The organism is Macrococcus epidermidis (genome assembly GCF_024205965.1).
GTDB classification, from domain to species: Bacteria; Bacillota; Bacilli; order Staphylococcales; family Staphylococcaceae; genus Macrococcoides; species Macrococcoides epidermidis.
This window is the reverse complement of record NZ_CP073819.1, coordinates 1,865,978-1,885,408: the sequence shown is the minus strand read 5'-3', so window position 1 is coordinate 1,885,408 and position 19,431 is coordinate 1,865,978. Positions and strand designations below refer to the sequence as shown.

The 19,431-nt window shown below is 28.2% G+C and carries 24 protein-coding genes and 1 riboswitch; of the genes, 19 read left to right on the top strand and 5 right to left on the bottom strand.

All coding sequences use genetic code 11. The features are described from left to right. Positions 1–15 precede the first annotated feature (15 nt). From KFV12_RS09940 to KFV12_RS09900, 9 genes are all read left to right on the top strand, one after another. A complete protein-coding gene (locus KFV12_RS09940; protein WP_254256694.1) occupies positions 16–378 on the top strand; it encodes a hypothetical protein in 363 nt (120 codons plus the stop codon). 260 nt (positions 379–638) lie between these two features. Further along, positions 639–1,985, top strand: a complete 1,347-nt coding sequence (locus KFV12_RS09935; protein WP_254256693.1) for an alanine/glycine:cation symporter family protein — start codon at positions 639–641, stop codon at positions 1,983–1,985. A 179-nt stretch (positions 1,986–2,164) separates the two neighbouring features. After that, positions 2,165–2,368: a hypothetical protein gene (locus tag KFV12_RS09930; RefSeq protein WP_254256692.1), complete on the top strand. Its 204-nt coding sequence runs from the start codon at positions 2,165–2,167 to the stop codon at positions 2,366–2,368. A 130-nt stretch (positions 2,369–2,498) separates the two neighbouring features. Then, complete coding sequence (gene fmdA / locus KFV12_RS09925) at positions 2,499–3,686, top strand: formamidase (RefSeq protein ID WP_099576773.1); 1,188 nt, start codon at positions 2,499–2,501, stop codon at positions 3,684–3,686. Further along, positions 3,686–3,955 carry a zinc ribbon domain-containing protein gene (locus KFV12_RS09920; RefSeq protein ID WP_254256691.1) on the top strand — a complete coding sequence of 90 codons (270 nt, stop codon included), beginning with the start codon at positions 3,686–3,688 and terminating at the stop codon, positions 3,953–3,955. Before fmdA ends, KFV12_RS09920 begins: the two co-directional genes overlap by 1 nt. A gap of 265 nt (positions 3,956–4,220) precedes the next feature. Beyond that, positions 4,221–5,375 carry a DNA cytosine methyltransferase gene (locus tag KFV12_RS09915; protein ID WP_254256690.1) on the top strand — a complete coding sequence of 385 codons (1,155 nt, stop codon included), beginning with the start codon at positions 4,221–4,223 and terminating at the stop codon, positions 5,373–5,375. Beyond that, positions 5,353–6,672 (top strand): Eco57I restriction-modification methylase domain-containing protein, encoded by a 1,320-nt coding sequence (locus tag KFV12_RS09910; protein WP_254256689.1) that lies wholly within the window; start codon positions 5,353–5,355, stop codon positions 6,670–6,672. Before KFV12_RS09915 ends, KFV12_RS09910 begins: the two co-directional genes overlap by 23 nt. A 28-nt stretch (positions 6,673–6,700) precedes the next feature. After that, positions 6,701–7,915 carry a hypothetical protein gene (locus tag KFV12_RS09905; protein WP_254256688.1) on the top strand — a complete coding sequence of 405 codons (1,215 nt, stop codon included), beginning with the start codon at positions 6,701–6,703 and terminating at the stop codon, positions 7,913–7,915. 195 nt (positions 7,916–8,110) lie between these two features. Then, complete coding sequence (locus tag KFV12_RS09900) at positions 8,111–8,698, top strand: hypothetical protein (protein ID WP_254256687.1); 588 nt, start codon at positions 8,111–8,113, stop codon at positions 8,696–8,698. A gap of 7 nt (positions 8,699–8,705) precedes the next feature. Here the strand turns inward: KFV12_RS09900 and KFV12_RS09895 are convergent, their stop codons facing one another. Next, complete coding sequence (locus KFV12_RS09895) at positions 8,706–8,924, bottom strand: helix-turn-helix domain-containing protein (RefSeq protein WP_254256686.1); 219 nt, start codon at positions 8,922–8,924, stop codon at positions 8,706–8,708. Between the two features lie 273 nt (positions 8,925–9,197). Between KFV12_RS09895 and KFV12_RS09890 the strand changes: the two genes are divergently transcribed. The 3 genes from KFV12_RS09890 (at position 9,198) to KFV12_RS09880 (ending at position 12,167) form a co-directional block, all read left to right on the top strand. Then, positions 9,198–9,440 (top strand): hypothetical protein, encoded by a 243-nt coding sequence (locus KFV12_RS09890; protein WP_239243543.1) that lies wholly within the window; start codon positions 9,198–9,200, stop codon positions 9,438–9,440. A 136-nt stretch (positions 9,441–9,576) separates the two neighbouring features. Further along, positions 9,577–11,157, top strand: a complete 1,581-nt coding sequence (locus tag KFV12_RS09885) for an ATP-dependent nuclease (RefSeq protein WP_254256685.1) — start codon at positions 9,577–9,579, stop codon at positions 11,155–11,157. After that, positions 11,139–12,167 carry a hypothetical protein gene (locus KFV12_RS09880; protein WP_254256684.1) on the top strand — a complete coding sequence of 343 codons (1,029 nt, stop codon included), beginning with the start codon at positions 11,139–11,141 and terminating at the stop codon, positions 12,165–12,167. Before KFV12_RS09885 ends, KFV12_RS09880 begins: the two co-directional genes overlap by 19 nt. Positions 12,168–12,238: 71 nt before the next feature. On the opposite strand, the gene KFV12_RS09875 is transcribed toward KFV12_RS09880, so the two are convergent. Further along, positions 12,239–12,475 (bottom strand): hypothetical protein, encoded by a 237-nt coding sequence (locus KFV12_RS09875; RefSeq protein ID WP_254256683.1) that lies wholly within the window; start codon positions 12,473–12,475, stop codon positions 12,239–12,241. A gap of 73 nt (positions 12,476–12,548) precedes the next feature. Continuing rightward, positions 12,549–12,650, bottom strand: a riboswitch (SAM riboswitch). Between the two features lie 161 nt (positions 12,651–12,811). Here KFV12_RS09875 and KFV12_RS09870 point away from each other — a divergent pair. The 5 genes from KFV12_RS09870 (at position 12,812) to KFV12_RS13405 (ending at position 16,600) form a co-directional block, all read left to right on the top strand. Continuing rightward, complete coding sequence (locus KFV12_RS09870; protein ID WP_254256682.1) at positions 12,812–13,006, top strand: hypothetical protein; 195 nt, start codon at positions 12,812–12,814, stop codon at positions 13,004–13,006. A gap of 48 nt (positions 13,007–13,054) precedes the next feature. Then, positions 13,055–13,579, top strand: coding sequence for a hypothetical protein (locus tag KFV12_RS09865; RefSeq protein ID WP_254256681.1), 525 nt, complete (start codon positions 13,055–13,057; stop codon positions 13,577–13,579). 1,078 nt (positions 13,580–14,657) lie between these two features. Then, positions 14,658–15,155, top strand: a complete 498-nt coding sequence (locus KFV12_RS09860) for an RNA polymerase sigma factor (RefSeq protein ID WP_111716431.1) — start codon at positions 14,658–14,660, stop codon at positions 15,153–15,155. Then, positions 15,145–15,801, top strand: a complete 657-nt coding sequence (locus KFV12_RS09855) for an anti-sigma factor family protein (RefSeq protein WP_254256680.1) — start codon at positions 15,145–15,147, stop codon at positions 15,799–15,801. Before KFV12_RS09860 ends, KFV12_RS09855 begins: the two co-directional genes overlap by 11 nt. A gap of 634 nt (positions 15,802–16,435) precedes the next feature. After that, positions 16,436–16,600, top strand: coding sequence for an IS3 family transposase (locus KFV12_RS13405; protein ID WP_240836771.1), 165 nt, complete (start codon positions 16,436–16,438; stop codon positions 16,598–16,600). Between the two features lie 69 nt (positions 16,601–16,669). Here the strand turns inward: KFV12_RS13405 and KFV12_RS09850 are convergent, their stop codons facing one another. Continuing rightward, a complete protein-coding gene (locus KFV12_RS09850) occupies positions 16,670–16,837 on the bottom strand; it encodes a VraH family peptide resistance protein (protein ID WP_254256679.1) in 168 nt (55 codons plus the stop codon). A gap of 100 nt (positions 16,838–16,937) precedes the next feature. Here KFV12_RS09850 and KFV12_RS09845 point away from each other — a divergent pair, with 100 nt between their 5' ends. Further along, complete coding sequence (locus tag KFV12_RS09845) at positions 16,938–17,228, top strand: hypothetical protein (RefSeq protein WP_111716434.1); 291 nt, start codon at positions 16,938–16,940, stop codon at positions 17,226–17,228. Here the strand turns inward: KFV12_RS09845 and KFV12_RS13400 are convergent. Beyond that, positions 17,225–18,061 carry a GrpB family protein gene (locus tag KFV12_RS13400; RefSeq protein WP_367304755.1) on the bottom strand — a complete coding sequence of 279 codons (837 nt, stop codon included), beginning with the start codon at positions 18,059–18,061 and terminating at the stop codon, positions 17,225–17,227. The two genes, KFV12_RS09845 and KFV12_RS13400, sit on opposite strands and share 4 nt — an antisense overlap. Positions 18,062–18,396: 335 nt before the next feature. After that, positions 18,397–18,909: a GrpB family protein gene (locus KFV12_RS09835; protein ID WP_254256678.1), complete on the bottom strand. Its 513-nt coding sequence runs from the start codon at positions 18,907–18,909 to the stop codon at positions 18,397–18,399. 173 nt (positions 18,910–19,082) lie between these two features. Between KFV12_RS09835 and KFV12_RS09830 the strand changes: the two genes are divergently transcribed. Continuing rightward, a complete protein-coding gene (locus KFV12_RS09830) occupies positions 19,083–19,385 on the top strand; it encodes an excalibur calcium-binding domain-containing protein (protein WP_239242596.1) in 303 nt (100 codons plus the stop codon). Positions 19,386–19,431: the final 46 nt, after the last annotated feature.

Genomic DNA, 19,431 nt, shown 5'->3' with positions numbered 1-19,431 from the left:
AGGGTGGTTAAGCAATTGGCATTCAGATATATGAAGCTATCAGATGAACATTATCGGCATGTATTGATAAGATTTGGAGACTTCTTTGAAGATTTCAGATGTTTTGTGGAGACAAGTAAAGAACTAACAGAAGAATTAGAGATTACGCTCGATAAAGATGATTCATATACGAGATATTTAGTAAGATTATTTGTTATTGCTGAAGAAACGACAGGGAAGAAGATTGAAGATCCGAGAAGTGATGACACGATTGAGATAATCAAAGAAGTAGTGAATGATAAGAACTTCAATCGTTATAACAGTGCTGAAAGCGGTGTACCAGGAAGAATGTATGAAGCATATCAGACATTTGTTGGTGAAGGACTTACGATCGATTAATTTAAGAATAATGCAGAAGATAAGTTCCTAGTACCTTCAACTATTATGAACAACACTGAATAGAAATCAACAAAATAGCCAATATAATTACAGCAAAATCTTGGCGTACACCAGTTAATAGCAAAGAGAGATTCTAACTTTTAGAATCTCTCTTTTTATATAAAAAATAATAACAATGAGGTCTGAATATTCTGAAAAATAATTGAAATGATATAAATATTTCTGTAAACTTAAACTATATTAAAATTAAGGAGAAGATTATGGACTATATTGTAAAGTTTTCAGAATGGTTATGGGGCTATCCATTGATATCACTTCTATTTTTCACTAGTTTGTTTTTAACTGTTTATCTAGGGTTTATACAATTTAGACATTTCCCTTATATCATGAAACAAACTTTTGGAAGTATTAATAAAGAACCAAAAGGTGAAGGAACAATTACGCCTAGACAGGCACTAACATCAGCGCTGTCTTCTACTGTAGGCGCTGCGAATATCGTAGGCGTACCGACAGCAATTATTATGGGTGGACCTGGTGCGGTATTCTGGATGTTAGTAATTGCATTCTTAGCAATGGCACTGAAGTTTAGTGAGAATGTACTAGGGATGCAGTATCGTGAGAAGAATAAAAAAGGTGAATTCGTTGGTGGCCCAACCTACTATATGAAGAAAGGATTTAAAAATAAAAAAGTCGGTATGATATTTGCTGTAATATTCGCATTCATGTTGATGATTGAGCTAATTCCAAGTGTAATGGTGCAAGGGAATTCAGTTGCTGATTCTATACATGATACATTTTCAATTAACCCGTGGATTACAGGAATTATCATGTCGATCGTTACCGGAATTGTCGTGTTTGGTGGTATTCAAAGAATCGCTACATTTACGGAGAAACTTGTACCTGTAATGGTAGGACTATATTTATTATTTGGCTTTATCATTATTGTGATGAATATTAGGCATGTACCAGAGGTAATTTCATTAGTCGTGGAGAAAGCATTTAAACCAGAAGCAGCTGCAGGGGGAGGATTCGGAGCAGCACTAGCTTCAACAGTAAGATGGGGATTTGCAAGAGGTGTGTATTCTAATGAAGCAGGATTAGGAACATCACCTATTGCCCATGCTGCAGCAAAGACAGATCATCCGGTAAGACAAGCATTCTGGAGTATCTCTGAAATTGTAGTGGATACAATCATAATATGTTCAACAACAGCATTTGTTGTATTAGTATCTGATGTATACTTACATAAAGATGCAAAAGCAAATCCAGGCGCATTAACAGCACGTGCTTATGAAGATGCATTTGGTGTATTCGGAAGTTCCTTAATATCAATATCGTTGATTTTTTTTGTGTTATCTACAGTTATCGTTGTCGTATATTATGGCTCAAGAATGGCAGAGTTCTTGTTTGGAGAACTGATGGGCAACATAATGAAAGCCGTCTATATTATCTCGATAACAATCGGAGCAGTTGGGTACGGAACAGAACTATGGAAACTATTAGACCTTGCATTAGCTTTAATCTTGATTCCGAACGTAATCGCAGTATTACTGCTTAGCCCACAAGTGAAACGACTGACGAAAGAGTTTTTTGCAGAGTATAAATAGAACGATTAAACCAGCATTTATGTGCTGGTTTAATTTTTGAAACTATTGAATTGAAATGAATTTAATCATAATAAAATGGCTATATCATTCTAAAATAGAGGATAAAAATAATATGTGATTTAAACATATAAAATGGTATTATAAGGATAAAATAAAAAGATAAGATGGTGGTGAAAAATATGGAAACATTTTGGCTCATTGTTATTTATATTTTTTTATTTCTGATTGCGATTAAAATTGGTTTATCGATTAGAAGGATGATTGATAATCATAAAAAGAAAACAGATAATAGGTTTGAATTAGAAGCACTTAAAAAGAAGGAACTTGAGAAGAGAATCAAAGTATTAGAGCAACAATTGGCGGATAAAGATAATAAACTTTAAAAGACCTGAAGAGGTCTTTTTTTGTGGAATTCCTATCATAAAAATATCTCGTTAAAATTTGAAAAATTCTGAAAACTAGAATACACTAAAAGTGTAATATTAAATTGATTTTTCAAGGGGGATATTTTTTATGGCTAAGAAAATATTTGAAATTGATTTAACGAAGAAAATGCACGAACAAAAACATCCTGGACATAACAGATGGCATCCAGATATTCCGGCGGCTTTCTCTGTTGAACCTGGAGAGGTCTTTAAGATGGAATGTTTGGACTGGACGGATGGGCAGATTAAAAACAATGATGATCCATCTGATATTGAAAAGGTTAATTTAAAACGTGTGCATGTATTAAGTGGACCAGTACATGTAAATGGTGTAGAACCGGGGGATTTATTAGTAGTAGATATTTTAGATATCGGAACATTTAGTGCGCATGAGTGGGGCTTTAACGGTATATTTGCTAAAGAAAATGGTGGTAGTTTCTTAGTGGATCACTATCCGAAAGCAGCAAAGTCAATATGGGATTTCGAAGGAATCTATGCGACAAGCAGACACGTACCGAATGTAAAGTTCGCTGGTATCATTCACCCAGGGCTAATGGGTGTGGCACCGAGTCAGGAAATGCTTGATGAATGGAACAGACGTGAGAAAGCTTTAGTTGATACGAATCCAAATCGTGTGCCGGCATTAGCTGAATTGCCAGATCCAGATTCATGTGTATTAGGAACATTGAAAGGTGCAGACTTTGACCGCGTTGCTAAAGAAGGTGCAAGAACTGTACCGCCTCGAGAGAATGGTGGTAACTGTGATATTAAGAACCTTTCTAAAGGATCACGCGTCTACTTCCCGGTATTTGTAGAAGGGGCTAAATTATCAGTCGGTGACCTGCACTTCTCACAAGGTGATGGTGAAATTACATTCTGTGGTGGAATTGAGATTCCAGGATGGATTGAATTAAAGGTGAACGTTATTAAAGGCGGTATGGAGAAATATAAGATTAAGAAGAACCCTGCATTCCAGCCAGGACCAGTGATGCCACATTACAATGAATATTTAGTATTCGAAGGGATTTCAGTGAATGAATTCTCTGGAGATCAGTTATATCTTGATGCAAATACAGCTTATCGAAATGCTTGTTTAAATGCGATTGAGTTCCTGAAGACATGTGGTTATACAGGAGAGCAAGCGTATATGTTACTCGGATCAGCACCAGTACAAGGTAATATTGGTGGTATCGTTGATATTCCAAACGCATGTTGTACATTGTCATTACCGAAAGAAATATTTACAAATAACATTATTCCGAAGCTGGATGAATAATGCCGAAATATACATTTAGCTGTGCAACTTGTGGAGAATATGATGTATGGAAATCGATGAGCAGTAATTTACAGGAAGATACATGTCCAACGTGTGACGAGGCGACGCATAGAGTGTTTAAAAGTTTTAGAACGAATCAGATGGATCCGAAATTATACAAAAGAATTAATAGCGGTATGACACCGAAAGTCGTTAAACGTGAGCATTTACCTAAGAATAATGTGAAACAACTGAATAGAAATCCGAATCCAATGTCATGGACGGTTTGAAAATTATTAAATTCATAATTAATATCAAACACTGTAATTGTTATTTAAGAGAAAAACAATTATAGTGTTTTTTTGAAATGATATTAATTTAAAGTTCCATATGATTATTAAAATATTTTACTTTATTTTTGATTTGCTAAATGCTATAACAATTTATTATATTTTCCAAAACAAATTAAAATTTTAGAAAATTATTGCTGTCTCCTTCCTTTGTTCACATTTTTATGCTAGGATAATATAATAATTAAGCAAAGTGGTGAATAAATTGAATTATGTAAGTTTGTTTAGCTCGGCAGGCATCGGCTGTTATGGATTTTTACAAGAGGGTTTTGACTGCATTGCTACATCAGAGCTAATTGAAAGAAGATTACAAATACAAAAATATAATAATAAAGTAAAAGATCCTGAAGGGTATATCTTAGGAGATATAACGGAAGAAGATACAAAAAATAAGCTTTATAAAATAGTTGAAAAAAATAGTAATAATATAGATGTGGTTATATTTACTGCTCCTTGTCAAGGTATGTCAGTGGCTAATCATAAAAAGAATGATGGAACAATAATAAAAAATTCGCTAGTAGTCGAAGCGTTAGAGATAATAAAAGAACTAAATCCAAAGTATTTTATTGCTGAGAATGTAAGATCATTTATGAATACTAAATGTATTGATCATAATAAAGAAACTAAGATAGAAAATGCATTTAATTCTTGGTTATCGGACGACTATAACTATGAATCACAGATCATTAATTTTAAAGATTACGGTGCCAATAGTAGTAGGACAAGAACATTAGTAATAGGTGTAAGAAATGATATATCAGTAGACCCTAAAAACTTATTTCCAGATACTGAAAGTGTGAAAACTTTAGAAAATGTTATCGGTCATTTGCCCAAGTTAACAATTATGGGAGAAAGTCATCCCGACGATATTTTACATAATTTTAAAAGTTATAGAAAAGATATGAGGAATTGGATTAAGGACTTAAAACCTGGTGAGAGTGCTTTTGTCAATAAGGAGCCAGAAAATAGACCGCACAAGATAATAAATGGTGAAATTATCGAAAATGTAAATAAAAATGGAGATAAATATAAAAGACAAAAATGGAATAAAGTAGCTCCATGCATTCATACTAGAAACGATATTCTTGCAAGTCAAAATACCATTCATCCTGAGGATGATCGAGTATTCAGTATCAGAGAATTAATGTTATTAATGAATATTCCGAATGAATTTAAATGGACAAATTTATCTTATAACGAATTAAATAATATGAATGTTGAAGAGAAAAAACTGTTTTTGAAAAAAAATGAGATAAACATCAGACAATCTATCGGTGAAGCTATACCAACAATTATCGTTCAAAAAATAGCAAAAAAAATAAAAGAGTGTGATAAACTTGCAAGATTCGAAAATAAATAAAATAATTGATGTTTATAACCTTGATGAAAGAAGTAAAATAATTGATTTTATTAATTTCAACCCATTAAATTTAAATGTTAATGAATTATCTAAAATAGCTGAAAAAGTTAATAATTTAAGAACTGATACTGCAGCATTCTATACTGACAAAAGTATCTTAAGTTATATACAAAAATATTTACCTACATTTGATAAAGAAGAAATTTTTATATTAGAACCATCAGTTGGAGTTGGAAATTTTCTTCCTATTCTTATAAATAATTATAAAGATAATCATAGAAAAGTAAATATAGATGTTATCGATATTGATCATATTAGTATTGATATATTAAAAGAAATTTTAAATAAAATGGAAATACCTAAGAACGTGTTTATAAATTTTTTTATTGAAGACTATACCTTAATAAATGACTTAAAAAATTATGATTTAATAATTGGTAATCCCCCATTTTTAAAAATTAACAAAAAAATCAAAAAAAATATTTCTCCAAAATATAATAGTATTAAAAATTTAGCTGGGCTTTTTGTAATTAAAGCACTTCAGCATACTGACAATTTAATTATGATACTACCAAAATATATGTTAAGTAATGAAGATTTTAGAGATGTAAGAAATGAGTTAAACAAATATAAAATTGAAAGAATAATTGATTTTGGTGAACATGGATTTAAAGGAGTTAAAATTGAAACACTATGTATTTTCATAAATAAACTATTAAATAAAGATTTTACAGCAATATCTAATATAACTAGATCAATTGATATAGTGCAAGAACAAGGATATATTACTGATGAAATTTATCCAAACTGGCTTATCTACAGAAATGATTTTTTTGATGATATTAGTTCAAAATTGCTCTTAGGACAATTTACAGTATTTCGTGATAGACAAATTACAAATAAAATATTGAAACAAAATGGTGATATTAGAGTTTTAAAAAGTCGTAATATTTCCCGTGATGGTAAAGAAATAATTAATATTGAAAATTATGATGTATATATATCTTTCGAAGACGCAAGAAATTTAAGTGTATTTAAATATTTAAACAATTCAACTGTTTATTTAACTCCAAATATGACATATTACCCAAGAGTAATCCGAAAACCTAAGGATACGCTTGTAAATGGATCAGTGGCAATTCTTATAAATAATTTAAATAGAGAGCTAACAAATAGCGAATTAGACTTTTTATCTTCATTAGATTTCCAAAAATTTTATTCTATAGCAAGAAATTATTCGACTAGAAGTTTAAATATTGATAAAAATTCAGTATTTTATTTTGGTATCTTAATTTAAGTTATTTATTTCTTAAGGAGGAAAAAATTTGTATAAAATTAATGACTTACCAGATTTTTATGAAAAATTTGATCTGGATATTAGAAAAAGTAATAATGGAAGATGGATTGATCAAAAATGTACTCCAGATGTTATTCAAGTTATTGCTAGCGCAATAATAGAATATTGCGATTTAAATGAAACGAAAGAATTTTACATTGGAGATATTTGGAATTCTAAATTTGCAAAAGAAGAAATAGTAGATATTTTTAAAAAACCTAATACTAATGATAAATTATCAAAAAATGAATATGATAAATTCTTTTCTCAACCTATAAAAATGTTTGCAAATGCTAAAATTCTTAAAGAAAATAAAAATGGTAGAAGATTATTATTTACTTTAAAAGAAAAAGATATACTGGAAGCTATTTCTTTAAGTGAAAGATTTGCGTTGAATTTTTTAGTAATATACATTGAAAAAGTGATTTATGATAGTGGTTTAAATAAAGTATTTGATAATTTTTTTGAAAAGCAAGATAGTACATCTTTTAATAAATTAAAAAATGAATTTACGGATTTTATCATTCAAAATACTGCAATTAACAAGACTTTGGAATGCCGAAGAATTTTTACTAAGGTACTAAATCCATTATCGTATAAAAAAAGTTTAAAAGGAACTATTAAAGGTCATATAAGTAGAGATATCATTACTAAAGATTTATTAATGTACAATAGAAATAATTTTAGAGATATTTACATAAATAAACCTAAATCACAAACCAGAGCCGAATATGAATCAATAGAAAAACCAAATATTGCACATTTTAAATTTCAATCTAATCAAGCTAAAAAAATTATAAAAAGATTTAATGAAGAATTTGAAAATGGAATTTCTCAATATTCGAAAAATAAACAAGAAAAAGCAACACAAATGCACCATATTTTTTCAGCATCAGAATTTCCTAGTATAAGTGGTTACGTGGAGAATATTATAGCACTCTCACCTAATGAGCATTATTTATACGCCCATAAAGACAATAACACACATTATACTGATGAACTTCCTCAAAAAGAATTTTTAATAATTAAAGCAAATGATATAAATAAATATAGTGTACTAACGGATGAAAAATCAATTTACTCTTTTGAAAACTTTGGAGAAGTCTTGTCGACAGGTTTCAATAAAGAAGAAATTCGATTAATTAAAGAAGATTATTTTAATAATTACATGAGAGAAATTAATTCTTTTTATGAATTAAAATAATAATGAACTTTCGAATATATTGTTTCTACCCTTAATGTTGAATCTTTAAATTCAACATTAAGGGTATTTATTTAAAAAAATTCATGAACACTATTTTATGGTGAAGTTATCTATAAATATTTAGAAAAGAATATATCTGCGCTACTATGAGTTATATATATATAGTATAATAAATAAAAACAGAGGAGGTATTTTATGGGAACTAAAGCGAGATGGATTTCAAGTGCTTTAATTGTTTTAACAATCGTTGGGCTGATAACGTTATGGGAATTTAATAAATTTGAACAACCGAAATACATTGCACATTTTGGAGGTACCCCCGAAAGTATGGAGGGAAAAGAGTTCGATACTATTGATGAAGCTGTTAATCAATTTGCAATAGCGTATGCAAAAGAGATAGGGGTTTCGAACTATGATACTTTCTATAAAGTAACAGATAAATTTGAACAACAACATCAAATACCGGGTGTAATGACATTTGATTTCCAAATTGATAATGAAAATCATAAGATGCTAAATATTTCACCATTTTATATCAATGTGAAGAACAATAAGTATTCAGTAGCAGCATACGCGCTTTCTGGAACAACGAGTAGAGTTAAAGAATCGCCTAAGTATTCAACATTTTCTCAACCGCTAAAAAATTATAATTATGATTTCATCGTTTCTAAACACAAGAAATATATACCGAAATCTGATGTTGTTATCCATTTGAAAAAGCATAAGATATATATGGGGATTATAAGGTATAAAGATTCTTTTGATGAAATGGTAGAGGAATAGTGAATGACTATTTCCTCCTTCCTTGCTTCGTTATGATTTCGTCCATCGTCATATTAAATATTTTGCCGATGTTATACAGATCAACAGCAGTAATATTGCGTTCACCATTTTCTAATTTAGAATAGGTTGATAATCCAATATTTAATTGATGCGCCATTTCTTTGGAAGTAAAATCTAGATTCTCTCTGTGGTATTTGATCGATTTCGCAAAGTCGGAGTTATTCAATGTATTCCACCTCTTTTTTAGGTGAAATTAACAAAGAAAATCATAAAAAAGTGGGTATTTTCCAACTCAGAAAATACCCACAATTTTTTTGTAAATTATATTATAATTGAAAGTTAATGTTTTTATCTAATGTTGAAAAATAATGTCTTTTACTAAATTATTATAAGTTTTTCTCGTATATTTTAGTGCGAATTTTCCAAATCAGAAATTTTTAATTTATGTATTAATTTCCATATTATGATTAAAATATCATAATACAAAGGGGGTGACTCCGTGGATTTTGAGCTTGGTCGCATACATAAGATTTTAGTAACGTTAACCGATCACCCAGATGCAGACTATTACGGTTACTTTAAAGAAGACGACATCATATTTATCTTACTTGAGATGGGCTTAGTTGAATTCAAGTTCAATGTCTTAATCGATGATAACGTGTTCAAATCTTTACTTAATATTGAAGTAACTAAAAAGGGATTACTCTTTATGACTGCATATAACAATCAGGTGAAATACTAAGAAGACTGCTAATTAAGTGGTCTTTTTTATTAATTAAGCAATAAAAAATTGATATAATGAAATTGTAGTCTATATCAAATATAATTATATTTCGTTTTTCAATAATAATAATAAATTTTAGGGAGCAATTATATTAGTGATAACAAAAATAAAGATTAGAAATTATAAAATATTTAAAGAATTTGAAATAAATGTGCACGAAAAAAAGAATATTCTTGTTGGAGAAAATGGAGTTGGAAAAAGTACCTTATTGGAAGCAATATCACTAGTTCTCAATGGTTCAAAAAATGTTGTCGATAGTTTAGGGTTTCAAGCAATGTTTAATAATAATGCAGTGAAAACTTTTTTTGAAAATGAGAAAATAATTTCAAATCTTCCAACTATAAATATTGAACTTTATTTAGAGTTACCTAATAATCCGATTTTTGAATCATTGTATGGTAAAAATAATTTATTGAATAAAGAAACATATGGTATATATATGATTGTGCAGCCAGATTTAGAATTATATTCTCAAGAAATTGATGAAATTCTTTCATTAGAAGAAGATATCTTCCCGTATGAGTTTTATAAATTGCAATTTAAAACCTTTGCAAATACTGTTTATGATAGTTATTCAAAGAAACATAAAATCCGTTATGAATTTATAGATAGTTCAAAGTTAAATTCAAAAATTGGTATTAAGAAATTTATTTCAAATTTATTTGATCAACATGCAAATGAACAACAAAAAAATCAAATTAGATTTGAATTTAGAAAACAACTTAATAATTTTTCTAATGATTTATATGATAATTACGGTTTGAATTCATATGAGGAATATAAAATTCAAACATCAAATTTAATTACTAGCCAATTTGATAAACATATTACTGCGGTTAAAGAAGATATTTCTATAGAACAAGAAGGAAAAGGAGAACAATTAATATTAGGAATTCAATCCTCTTTAAACTCAACAAGTGAAAATGTAAAGATTATTTTAATTGAAGAACCTGAAAATCATTTGAGTTATATTAATATGTTAAAATTAATAAAATTAATAGAAGATTCAAATTTACAATTATTTATTTCAACACATAGTAATATGATTGCTTCAAGATTAGAAATAAACAATATGCATATTCTTTCAAAAACTAATGTAACAAGTATAATAGATATTTCAAAACAGGCAAATAGGTATTTTAAAAAATCTCCAAATACAAGTTTGTTGGATTTTATATTATCAAAGAAAGCAATATTAGTTGAAGGACCCGCGGAATTTATTTTAATGAACAAATTCTATGAAATTATTCATGGTTGTTTACCTCATAGTAACGATATATCAATAATATCCGTAAATGGTTTAAATTTTAAAAATTATTTAGAGTTATCTAAATTACTCGGTATTGAGACTTTAGTTATTACGGATAATGATAAAAATTATGATGAAAATATATTAAAGAAATATGAAGAAGTTAATAGTTTTGAAAATATAAAAATTGTTTCCGATATTAATAACGATAATCATACTTTTGAAGTATGTATATATAATTCTAATATTCAGATACTTGATTATTCAATGAAAACAAAAAGTATGAAAAATGGGTTACTAGAATATATGCTAAATAATAAAACTGAATTTGCCATGAGGTTACTTGAAAAATTAGAAAATGAAGAAATAGAAATTAATATACCAATTTATATTAAAGAAGGTTTACAATGGATAAAAGAAAAATAATTTATAATGCAGTTGCTGGATCCGGGAAAACCACTGCTATTATTGACAAATTGAATGAAAAAGAGAGATCATTAGTCCTAACTTATACTAATAATAACGAAAAAGAATTAATTTCAAGAATTATTATGAAATTTGGATACATTCCAGAAAATATTGTTGTTAAAAAAGTATATTCTTTTTTGTATTCTTTTTGTTTAAAGCCTTATCTACCAATTGATTTTGAAATAAATGGAATAACTTATAAAACACCGAATCATTTCAAATATAAATCTGACAATATTTCATATTATTTAAATTCAAATAAATTTATATATAACAATAAAATTTCAAAGTTTATTTTATTTAATGAAATAGATTTTATTGGTAGATTAAATAAATTTTTTGATAATGTATTTATCGATGAGTTTCAAGATCTTTCTTCAGATGAGATTAATATTGCATTTAAATTAATAGAATTTTCAGGGAATGTTTATTTGTATGGAGACTTTTTTCAAACCACTTATTCTACATCAATCAGAGGAAATACTAATAAAAGTATGAAAATAAAAATTGATAACTTTCTAAAGGGATATAAATCTAATGGTTATGAGATAAACACAAATGAATTTATTTTTTCAAAAAGATGCCCTCAATCAGTCACTCAATTCATAACAAATAAATTGCAAATTGATATGAAATCTCATACTTCTGAAAAGCATGAAATAAATCTTTTGACGGAAATAGATAAGATTAAAAATATTATGGAAAATGATAATATACCAAAATTGTTTTATCAAAAGGCAAATCAATATCTTGGATATTCAATGAATTGGGGAGAGTCTAAAGGATTAACGTTTGAAGATGTTTGCGTTGTATTAAATAGATCTACTTTTGAAAAGTATAATAAAGATAAATTAAATGAATTAGCACCTTTGACCAAAAATAAATTTTATGTAGCATGTACTCGAACTTCAAGAAATTTATATTTTATCGAAGAATCCAAATTATTATTATACAAAAAAAATATATAGAATTTTTAAATTAATAGAATTTTATTACAATTATATTAATAGAAGTGCCCATCATATGATAGGCACTTCTATTAATATTGTGGTTCTACGGTCACTTTGTAGCCATTAATAACAAACTCAACTTTACGGTTCTCTTTAACAATAGTTGGTTCTTCAGGCGCTTGTGTATAAAGCTCAGCATCTAATGCATTTAATTCACTTTTAAGCTGAGAAATTTTTCCCATTCTAGCCATGCTAGATGACCAACTGTTCGGTTTCTTCATTTGTGCCTCTACTAATTCTGCTAATACGTCTGCTCTTGTTCTCATTATAAACACTCCTTAAATCGTTTTTACAATAAAAATAAGCTCATCTTAAAGAAAGAAGAGCTTAAGTAAGAACTTCTTATCTTTCAAGATATCATCTTGTTGGAATTAGCACAGTGCATAAGCCTGTTGCTGAGGTTTCATAGGGCCAAGTCCCTCCACCTGCTCTGAATAAGATACGAGCTATTTTTTTGTAAGTTAATTATAACATACTTTTTTTATTCAGAACCCTTCGAAATCATTTTGTAATATTTTTTGAGCCATATTTTTAAGGTAAGTTTAAGGTAAAGTACATGGATTGAGATAGTATAATAAAAAGAAAATGAGGTGATAAAAGTAATGAAATCATGTCATAAACTTTTTATTGGTGCGGCGCTCAGTATCATCGGATTTATATTTATTGGATATGCGTTACTATATGATATTAAACCGGATAGCATTCACGGACTCATTGCAGGTGTACTTCTAATGATCGGTATGCCAATGTATTTTAAGAATTTAGCAACTCATCTTGAGAACGGAAGACAGTCGTGACGATTTGAAAGAATACTATATATTAATACAAAGTAAAGGAGACGAATCATGACATCAATTAAAGTTGCTGGTATCGATATTTTAAATCAAATGGTATCACCTTTTATGTTTGTAGAGAATGATAAACGTGTAAGATTTTATGAATCTAGACTTACGTACTTTGGTTATATGAAGTTACTAAAGAAAATCTCAAACAAATATGATTTGCTATACAATGGATTTGATATTAATGCGAAGCATTACAGGTTAGGAAAGATTATTGATATCAAAAGGTACAATGAGTATATCGTCTATAATGAAGAATTAAAGAAAGATTTTACGCATGTTAATATTAAAGGATTATCTTTAGAAGATGCAATCAATTACGTGAGATACCATAAAAGGAAAGAAAAGATGCCATTTTTTAGTTATCTTTATAATGATAAAACGTTTATTCGATTAAGTCCGTTTTACATTGATGTCATTTCAGAGGATACAGCGCTTATTGCGTGGATTAAGCAGGAATATAAATATGATTATGCGCATGACTTTGATATTGATGAGGTAATGACAGAAGCGGAGTGGCTGGGGTAGTATTAAAATATATTTTCATTGAAGAATTTATATTTATAAATCTTAAAATAGAAAGAGTATTAAAATGAACTTTAAAAGACATATAACTATATTAAGAATCGTCATGTATAGTCTAGATACGGTTATTGCGTTATCACTATTATATTATTTCGGAAGTAAGATATTCCCTTATGAATTCATCGCTCTGGGTGACCAATTCTATTATCTCAGTATTATTCTAATCCTTGAAGCCATTATCCTAACTGCAGAGAAAGTCAAGGAAGACTTAGAGGATATACCTATAGGAAAATGGAGAAGGTATCGAATATAAGCGATATCTCGGTATTAAGGGAATGAAAGTAATATCAAGTACATCAATGGCATATATACTACAATATTAAAAAAAATTAATTGTGAGTGAAAAATATAATAATTTTTTATATCCAGGATATTTATCCAGCAGATGAAACATATAAAAAATAATTATTAATGAACTTATACCAATTGAGCAGTACACCCAAATACCTTCCAATTCAATGATACTATTTCCGTAAATATGAAATAACATCAAACCAATATACAATAAGTAATTTAGAATATTGAGTGTCATAACTTTCTTCTTCAAGTAAATCACCTCTAAAAAAATATAACTTATTCTAAATTATATACATAATTTAGAATATATGTATATAATTATATAAAAATCAAAGGAATGTTTATTAAATATGAAAACAAATAAAGATGTTGTTTACGCTGCTTTAGGAGGATGTTTCGGTGTACTGCTCGTTCAATTTTTTATGAGCTATTTAACTACAGGTAATGTATGGGAATGGTCAGAGGTATCTCATAATGTTATTCCATTTTTGGTGTTTTTCTTAATAATTTTAATTGTTATTAAAGAATATAATGTTAGGAAAATTAATCGATAGAATAAAAATTTACATAGTCAAAGAAATATATATTTTACCTATATAGATAATCAATACTTAAACAACGCATAAAAAGTTTGTCTAAAACTTTTTATGCGTTTTGTTTTTTAAAATATATTTTTGTAACGAAAGTATTAGAAATATGAATAATATATAGAAGGAGGGTCGGGATGAATGATAATCAGATTTATATAGAATATCGTGATTTTATTTATAAGTTCTTGTTAAAGTATATGAATAATGCAGATCTTGCTGAAGAAATAACGCAGGAAACGTTTTATCAGGCGATTAAGTCGTTAGATAAATTTGATCCTGATAAGAATACCAAATTCTCATCGTGGTTATGTCAAATAGCGTTAAATCTGGCGAAACAAGCCCTACATAAAAATACTAAACAACGAAATTTAGTGGATAGATTATCGAATAATATTAACAGTACTTCAATGAACGTCGAAAAGGATTATCTATTAAAAGAACAATTAGGCGAATTGTATTATTTGATTGATCAATTAAAACCACTTGAAAAAGAAATCGTGTTACTAAGAATTGAGAAAGAACTCACATTCAATGAAATAGCGGTTGTCTTTGGTAAAACTGAAAATTGGGCTAGGGTTACTTATTTTAGAGCAAAACAAAAATTAATCGAGGTGTATCATAATGAATCATAGTTTATTTAAAGACTTGTTACCGAACTATATCGATGGTCTGACGAGTGATGAAACAAATGAATTGATGAATGATCATATGAATAAATGTGAAGCTTGCAGAGCGTTATATGAGCGTTTACAGGAAGACCAATTGAGTGAAGAAACTGATTATCAACATCAGGAAGCACGAGAATTTGATGCATTAAAGAAAGTTAAGAAGTCGAATAAAAAGAAAGTAATGTGGTCAATATTAGGAACTCTATTTGTTTCTCTCGTATTATTTGGTCTGTATACATATCTATATAGTACACAGTGGAAGACCGATTCAGATAATGTTAATATACAAAAAATTGTGAAGGGTAATACGACAAACCTGAATTTAACACCAAAAAATAAAAATCATTTCGTATTGCCAAGTCAGGAATATTATATTAAATCTAAAAATAGAAGAGAATACCTAATTTATGAGTCACGACAAGGTTTAAATGATCCGGTCTCATTGCAAAAAGGAATTGATATTCCTATAACTTTTCTAAATAAAAATACGATAATCAATTCAGATAATGAAAAAGAAAAAATAGACGAGAAAGATGTTATTGTTTTAAGATTTAAAGATAAAGAGGTTAAATATAAAATTATGGATTTGTATAAGAACGCTGAAAAATAGATATATATATAATGATATTATTAATTTTAAATGCTTCTTCTCCATGTTATATTATGAGATGAAATACAATTTTTGATAATTTAGGAGGAAGTCCTTTTGGAATGGTATTTTTGGATCATCATTATGCTGCCTATTTTATTCTTAGTCCTATTCCCAGTCACAAATAAAAAGAAAGATAAATAACAGATGGCAGTCATAGCAATATGGCTGCCTTATTTTTTAAAAATTGTAAGTTTCATAGAAAATAGTGATTTTTTATATTATTAATTTTCATACCACTCAATCGCATGTTCCTCTAATTCTTTTACGAGATCATTTTTGCCTTCTATATATACTTCTAGGAAAATGGACAAGGTATCGAATATAAATGATACCTCGGTATTAAGGGAATGAAAGTAATATCAAGTACATCACTGGTATATATACTACAATATTAAAAAAATTAATTGCGAGTGAAAAATATAATAATTTTTTATATCCAGGATATTTATCCAGCAGATGAAACATATAAAAAATAATTATTAATGAACTTATACCAATTGAGCAGTACACCCAAATACCTTCCAATTCAATGATACTATTTCCGTAAATATGAAATAACATCAAACCAATATACAATAAGTAATTTAGAATATTGAAACAAGAAATGTTTTATGGTGAATCATTTGATTCGTATGATGAGTTAGTAGAGGAAATTAATGATTATATGGAATATTATAATTTCGTCAGAAAGAAGAGAAAATTAAAAAGCAAGACTCCTGTAGAATACAGAAATCTTGCTTTAATGAAAGTAGCTTAATAAAAAGTTCAACTTTTTGGGTTCACTACATTGTCTTTAACGTTTTATGCATTTTCTATTTTTTCAAATTTATTCTTCATCATAGAAGAAGTAATAATAAATAATTAATCCTACTGGTAAAGCAAATATTGGTGTTACGATTACACCAGCAATACAAGCTGATAAAAATATATACAATAAATCTTCCATCGTCCATTTCTTTTCTAATAGTTGGTTTATAAATTCTTTTATCGTCATTAATAATCCTCCTTAATTAAATTTATACCATTATAAATTATATACATATTTTAGCATATATGTTTATAATTATATATAAATAAGTAAAGGAGTAATTTGGATGAAATCTGATAACTTTTTCTTTAGAATTATTACAATTATACTAAGTATTGCATTTTTTGGATTGTATTTATTTGCTATGGGAAACATTTATCATCTTAACCCTTGGCATTTTCCTTATAACATAGTTACAGGATACTTTATATTGTCATTGGTCTGCTATCCATTGATTGCTATGGATGCTAGTGCATTCGCATTAAAAGTTAAAGCTGTAAGATCGCTTGTTCAAGTAGTTGCATTTATAATTTCACCATTTTTAATCATTAAAAAACTTTTAAATCAAAGACGTTAATCTTCATACCACTCAATCGCATGTTCCTCTAATTCTTTTACGAGATCATTTTTGCCTTCTATATATACTTCTATGTCAGAGGCATTTTGATTAACTAACGCTATTTTTTTATCTGCATATCGATTGGCTTGTTCTGGATGTGCGATTAGATAATCCCGAAATGCAATATGTCTTGTAATATTAAAGTCATTCATTTCATAGATGTGCAGATGATGTGTTCTATTATCCCCACCTTTTTGAAAATATCGTCGATTAGGAACACCATTTTCTCCTTTTGCTTCATAACCAATTAATTCAAGCGCAGCGTTATATTCATCGATTTTATTAATGTCTTTTACAACGATTAATATATCGATAATGGGTTTAGCGATTAGACCAGGTATTGAAGTACTTCCGATGTGATGGATATTAATCAGTTCATCGTTCAGAATTTGGGCTAGTGCGATTTTTTCTTTCTGGAACATATTTGGCCATTCAGAATTATACGGAACAACCTCTAGTTTGCGCATTGGAGACCTCCAGTTATAATTATTTTTAAATATTTGTATTATATCATCTTCAAAAAAACTTCTATGTTGTCCTTTTTTATATTTAGGAACGATACGCGCAAGAACAGAATCTATAATTTCATAGGATAAATGATCTGCATGGTTATAATGAAATTTTAGTTGGTTTTTATAAATATATTTATTACGGATATAAATACCTAAAGTGAAATGGTAATGTGAAGGATTTGGGTTTGAAATTAACGAATTTTTTTGTTCTTCACTCAAGTTTTCTATAATATTAAGTGCAGTTTCTTTGATAAATTGTTTTTTGGAACGATATAACATTGGACTCTCCATATCATAATTTATAGTTGATAGTTAGATTTAAAAAGATTTTTTAAAATAATAATGTGAAATATTTGTTCTTCTTAAATTTTGTCATATATTTTTTACCTTACAGGATTAAGTTGAAAAAAAGTATAATGAATAATTAACTTCATATGTTGATTATTGTCATTAATTAATAGTTAACCATTTATCTTTGCTAACTTGTATAATCTAGAATAACTCTTATGAGATAATAAATGCAATGGTGATAATACAAAGATTTTTAAGTGTTAATGTAATACTGCGTTACGTTTAAATAGCTACTTACCAAAAATATTGATTTTTTTATATTATTATTTTTCATACCACTCAATCGCATGTTCCTCTAATTCTTTTACGAGATCATTTTTTCCTTCTATATATGCTTCTATGTCAGTGGCATTTTTTTTAACTAACGCTAGTTTCTTATCTGCATATCGATTCGCTTGTTCAGGATGTGCGATTAAATAATCCCGAAATGCAATATGTCTTATAATATTAAAGTCATTCACTTCATAGATGTGCAGATGATGTGTTCTATTATCGCCACCTTTTTGAAAATATCTTCGATTAGGAATACCATTTTCTCCTTTTGCCGCGTAACTAATTAATTCAAGCGCAGCGTTATAATCATCGATTTTATTAATGTCTTTTACAACGATTAAGATATCGATGATGGGTTTAGCGATTAGACCAGGTATTGAAGTACTTCCAATGTGATGGATACTAATCAGTTCATCATTCAGAATTTGAGCTAATGCGATTTTTTCATTTTGGAACATATTTAGCCATTCAGAATTATACGGGACAACCTTTAGTTTGCGCATTGGAGACCTCCTATTACTATGCTAAATTGCGATTTTTAATTTATGTAATAAGCTGATTTATTACTTGATTATACTAATAAAATTAAATAAATATTTTATTTACAATCTATGGGTGATATGGTTATATATAATTAACATATATATGTAACTATTGTACAGACAGGGGATAATACATGAAAACTTTAAAAGTATTAACATCAATTGCTTTATTAACAGTAGCTTTACCATTTTCACAAATTGATACTGTAAATGATTCTCATACAGTAAAGGCAGCTACAAAAGCTGGATACCCAACTTCTAAATATAGAAAAGGTGCACCTAAAAAATTTTCGAATTGCAAGACAGTAAATAAATATTATCCTTACGGTATTACTTATAACCATGTTTCTTATGCAAAAAGTCTTGATAGAGATAAAGACAAAATGGCATGTGAAGCAAAAGATATGGTATTTAAAGCTTGGATGGCGAAAAACTAATATTAAGTCCTGCAAATGCAGGGCTTATTTTTTGCATATATAATAC

Coding starts and splice junctions, on each gene's coding strand:
- KFV12_RS09865 (WP_254256681.1), top strand. CDS start 13,055: ATGACATCAATTAAAGTTGCTGGTATCGATATTTTAAATCAAATGGTA.
- KFV12_RS09860 (WP_111716431.1), top strand. CDS start 14,658: ATGAATGATAATCAGATTTATATAGAATATCGTGATTTTATTTATAAG.
- KFV12_RS09870 (WP_254256682.1), top strand. CDS start 12,812: ATGAAATCATGTCATAAACTTTTTATTGGTGCGGCGCTCAGTATCATC.
- fmdA (WP_099576773.1), top strand. CDS start 2,499: ATGGCTAAGAAAATATTTGAAATTGATTTAACGAAGAAAATGCACGAA.
- KFV12_RS09900 (WP_254256687.1), top strand. CDS start 8,111: ATGGGAACTAAAGCGAGATGGATTTCAAGTGCTTTAATTGTTTTAACA.
- KFV12_RS13400 (WP_367304755.1), bottom strand. CDS start 18,061: ATGTTATATCGTTCCAAAAAACAATTTATCAAAGAAACTGCACTTAAT.
- KFV12_RS09920 (WP_254256691.1), top strand. CDS start 3,686: ATGCCGAAATATACATTTAGCTGTGCAACTTGTGGAGAATATGATGTA.
- KFV12_RS09935 (WP_254256693.1), top strand. CDS start 639: ATGGACTATATTGTAAAGTTTTCAGAATGGTTATGGGGCTATCCATTG.
- KFV12_RS09850 (WP_254256679.1), bottom strand. CDS start 16,837: ATGACGATAAAAGAATTTATAAACCAACTATTAGAAAAGAAATGGACG.
- KFV12_RS09880 (WP_254256684.1), top strand. CDS start 11,139: ATGGATAAAAGAAAAATAATTTATAATGCAGTTGCTGGATCCGGGAAA.
- KFV12_RS09875 (WP_254256683.1), bottom strand. CDS start 12,475: ATGAGAACAAGAGCAGACGTATTAGCAGAATTAGTAGAGGCACAAATG.
- KFV12_RS09845 (WP_111716434.1), top strand. CDS start 16,938: ATGAAATCTGATAACTTTTTCTTTAGAATTATTACAATTATACTAAGT.
- KFV12_RS09855 (WP_254256680.1), top strand. CDS start 15,145: ATGAATCATAGTTTATTTAAAGACTTGTTACCGAACTATATCGATGGT.
- KFV12_RS09835 (WP_254256678.1), bottom strand. CDS start 18,909: ATGCGCAAACTAAAGGTTGTCCCGTATAATTCTGAATGGCTAAATATG.
- KFV12_RS09830 (WP_239242596.1), top strand. CDS start 19,083: ATGAAAACTTTAAAAGTATTAACATCAATTGCTTTATTAACAGTAGCT.
- KFV12_RS09930 (WP_254256692.1), top strand. CDS start 2,165: ATGGAAACATTTTGGCTCATTGTTATTTATATTTTTTTATTTCTGATT.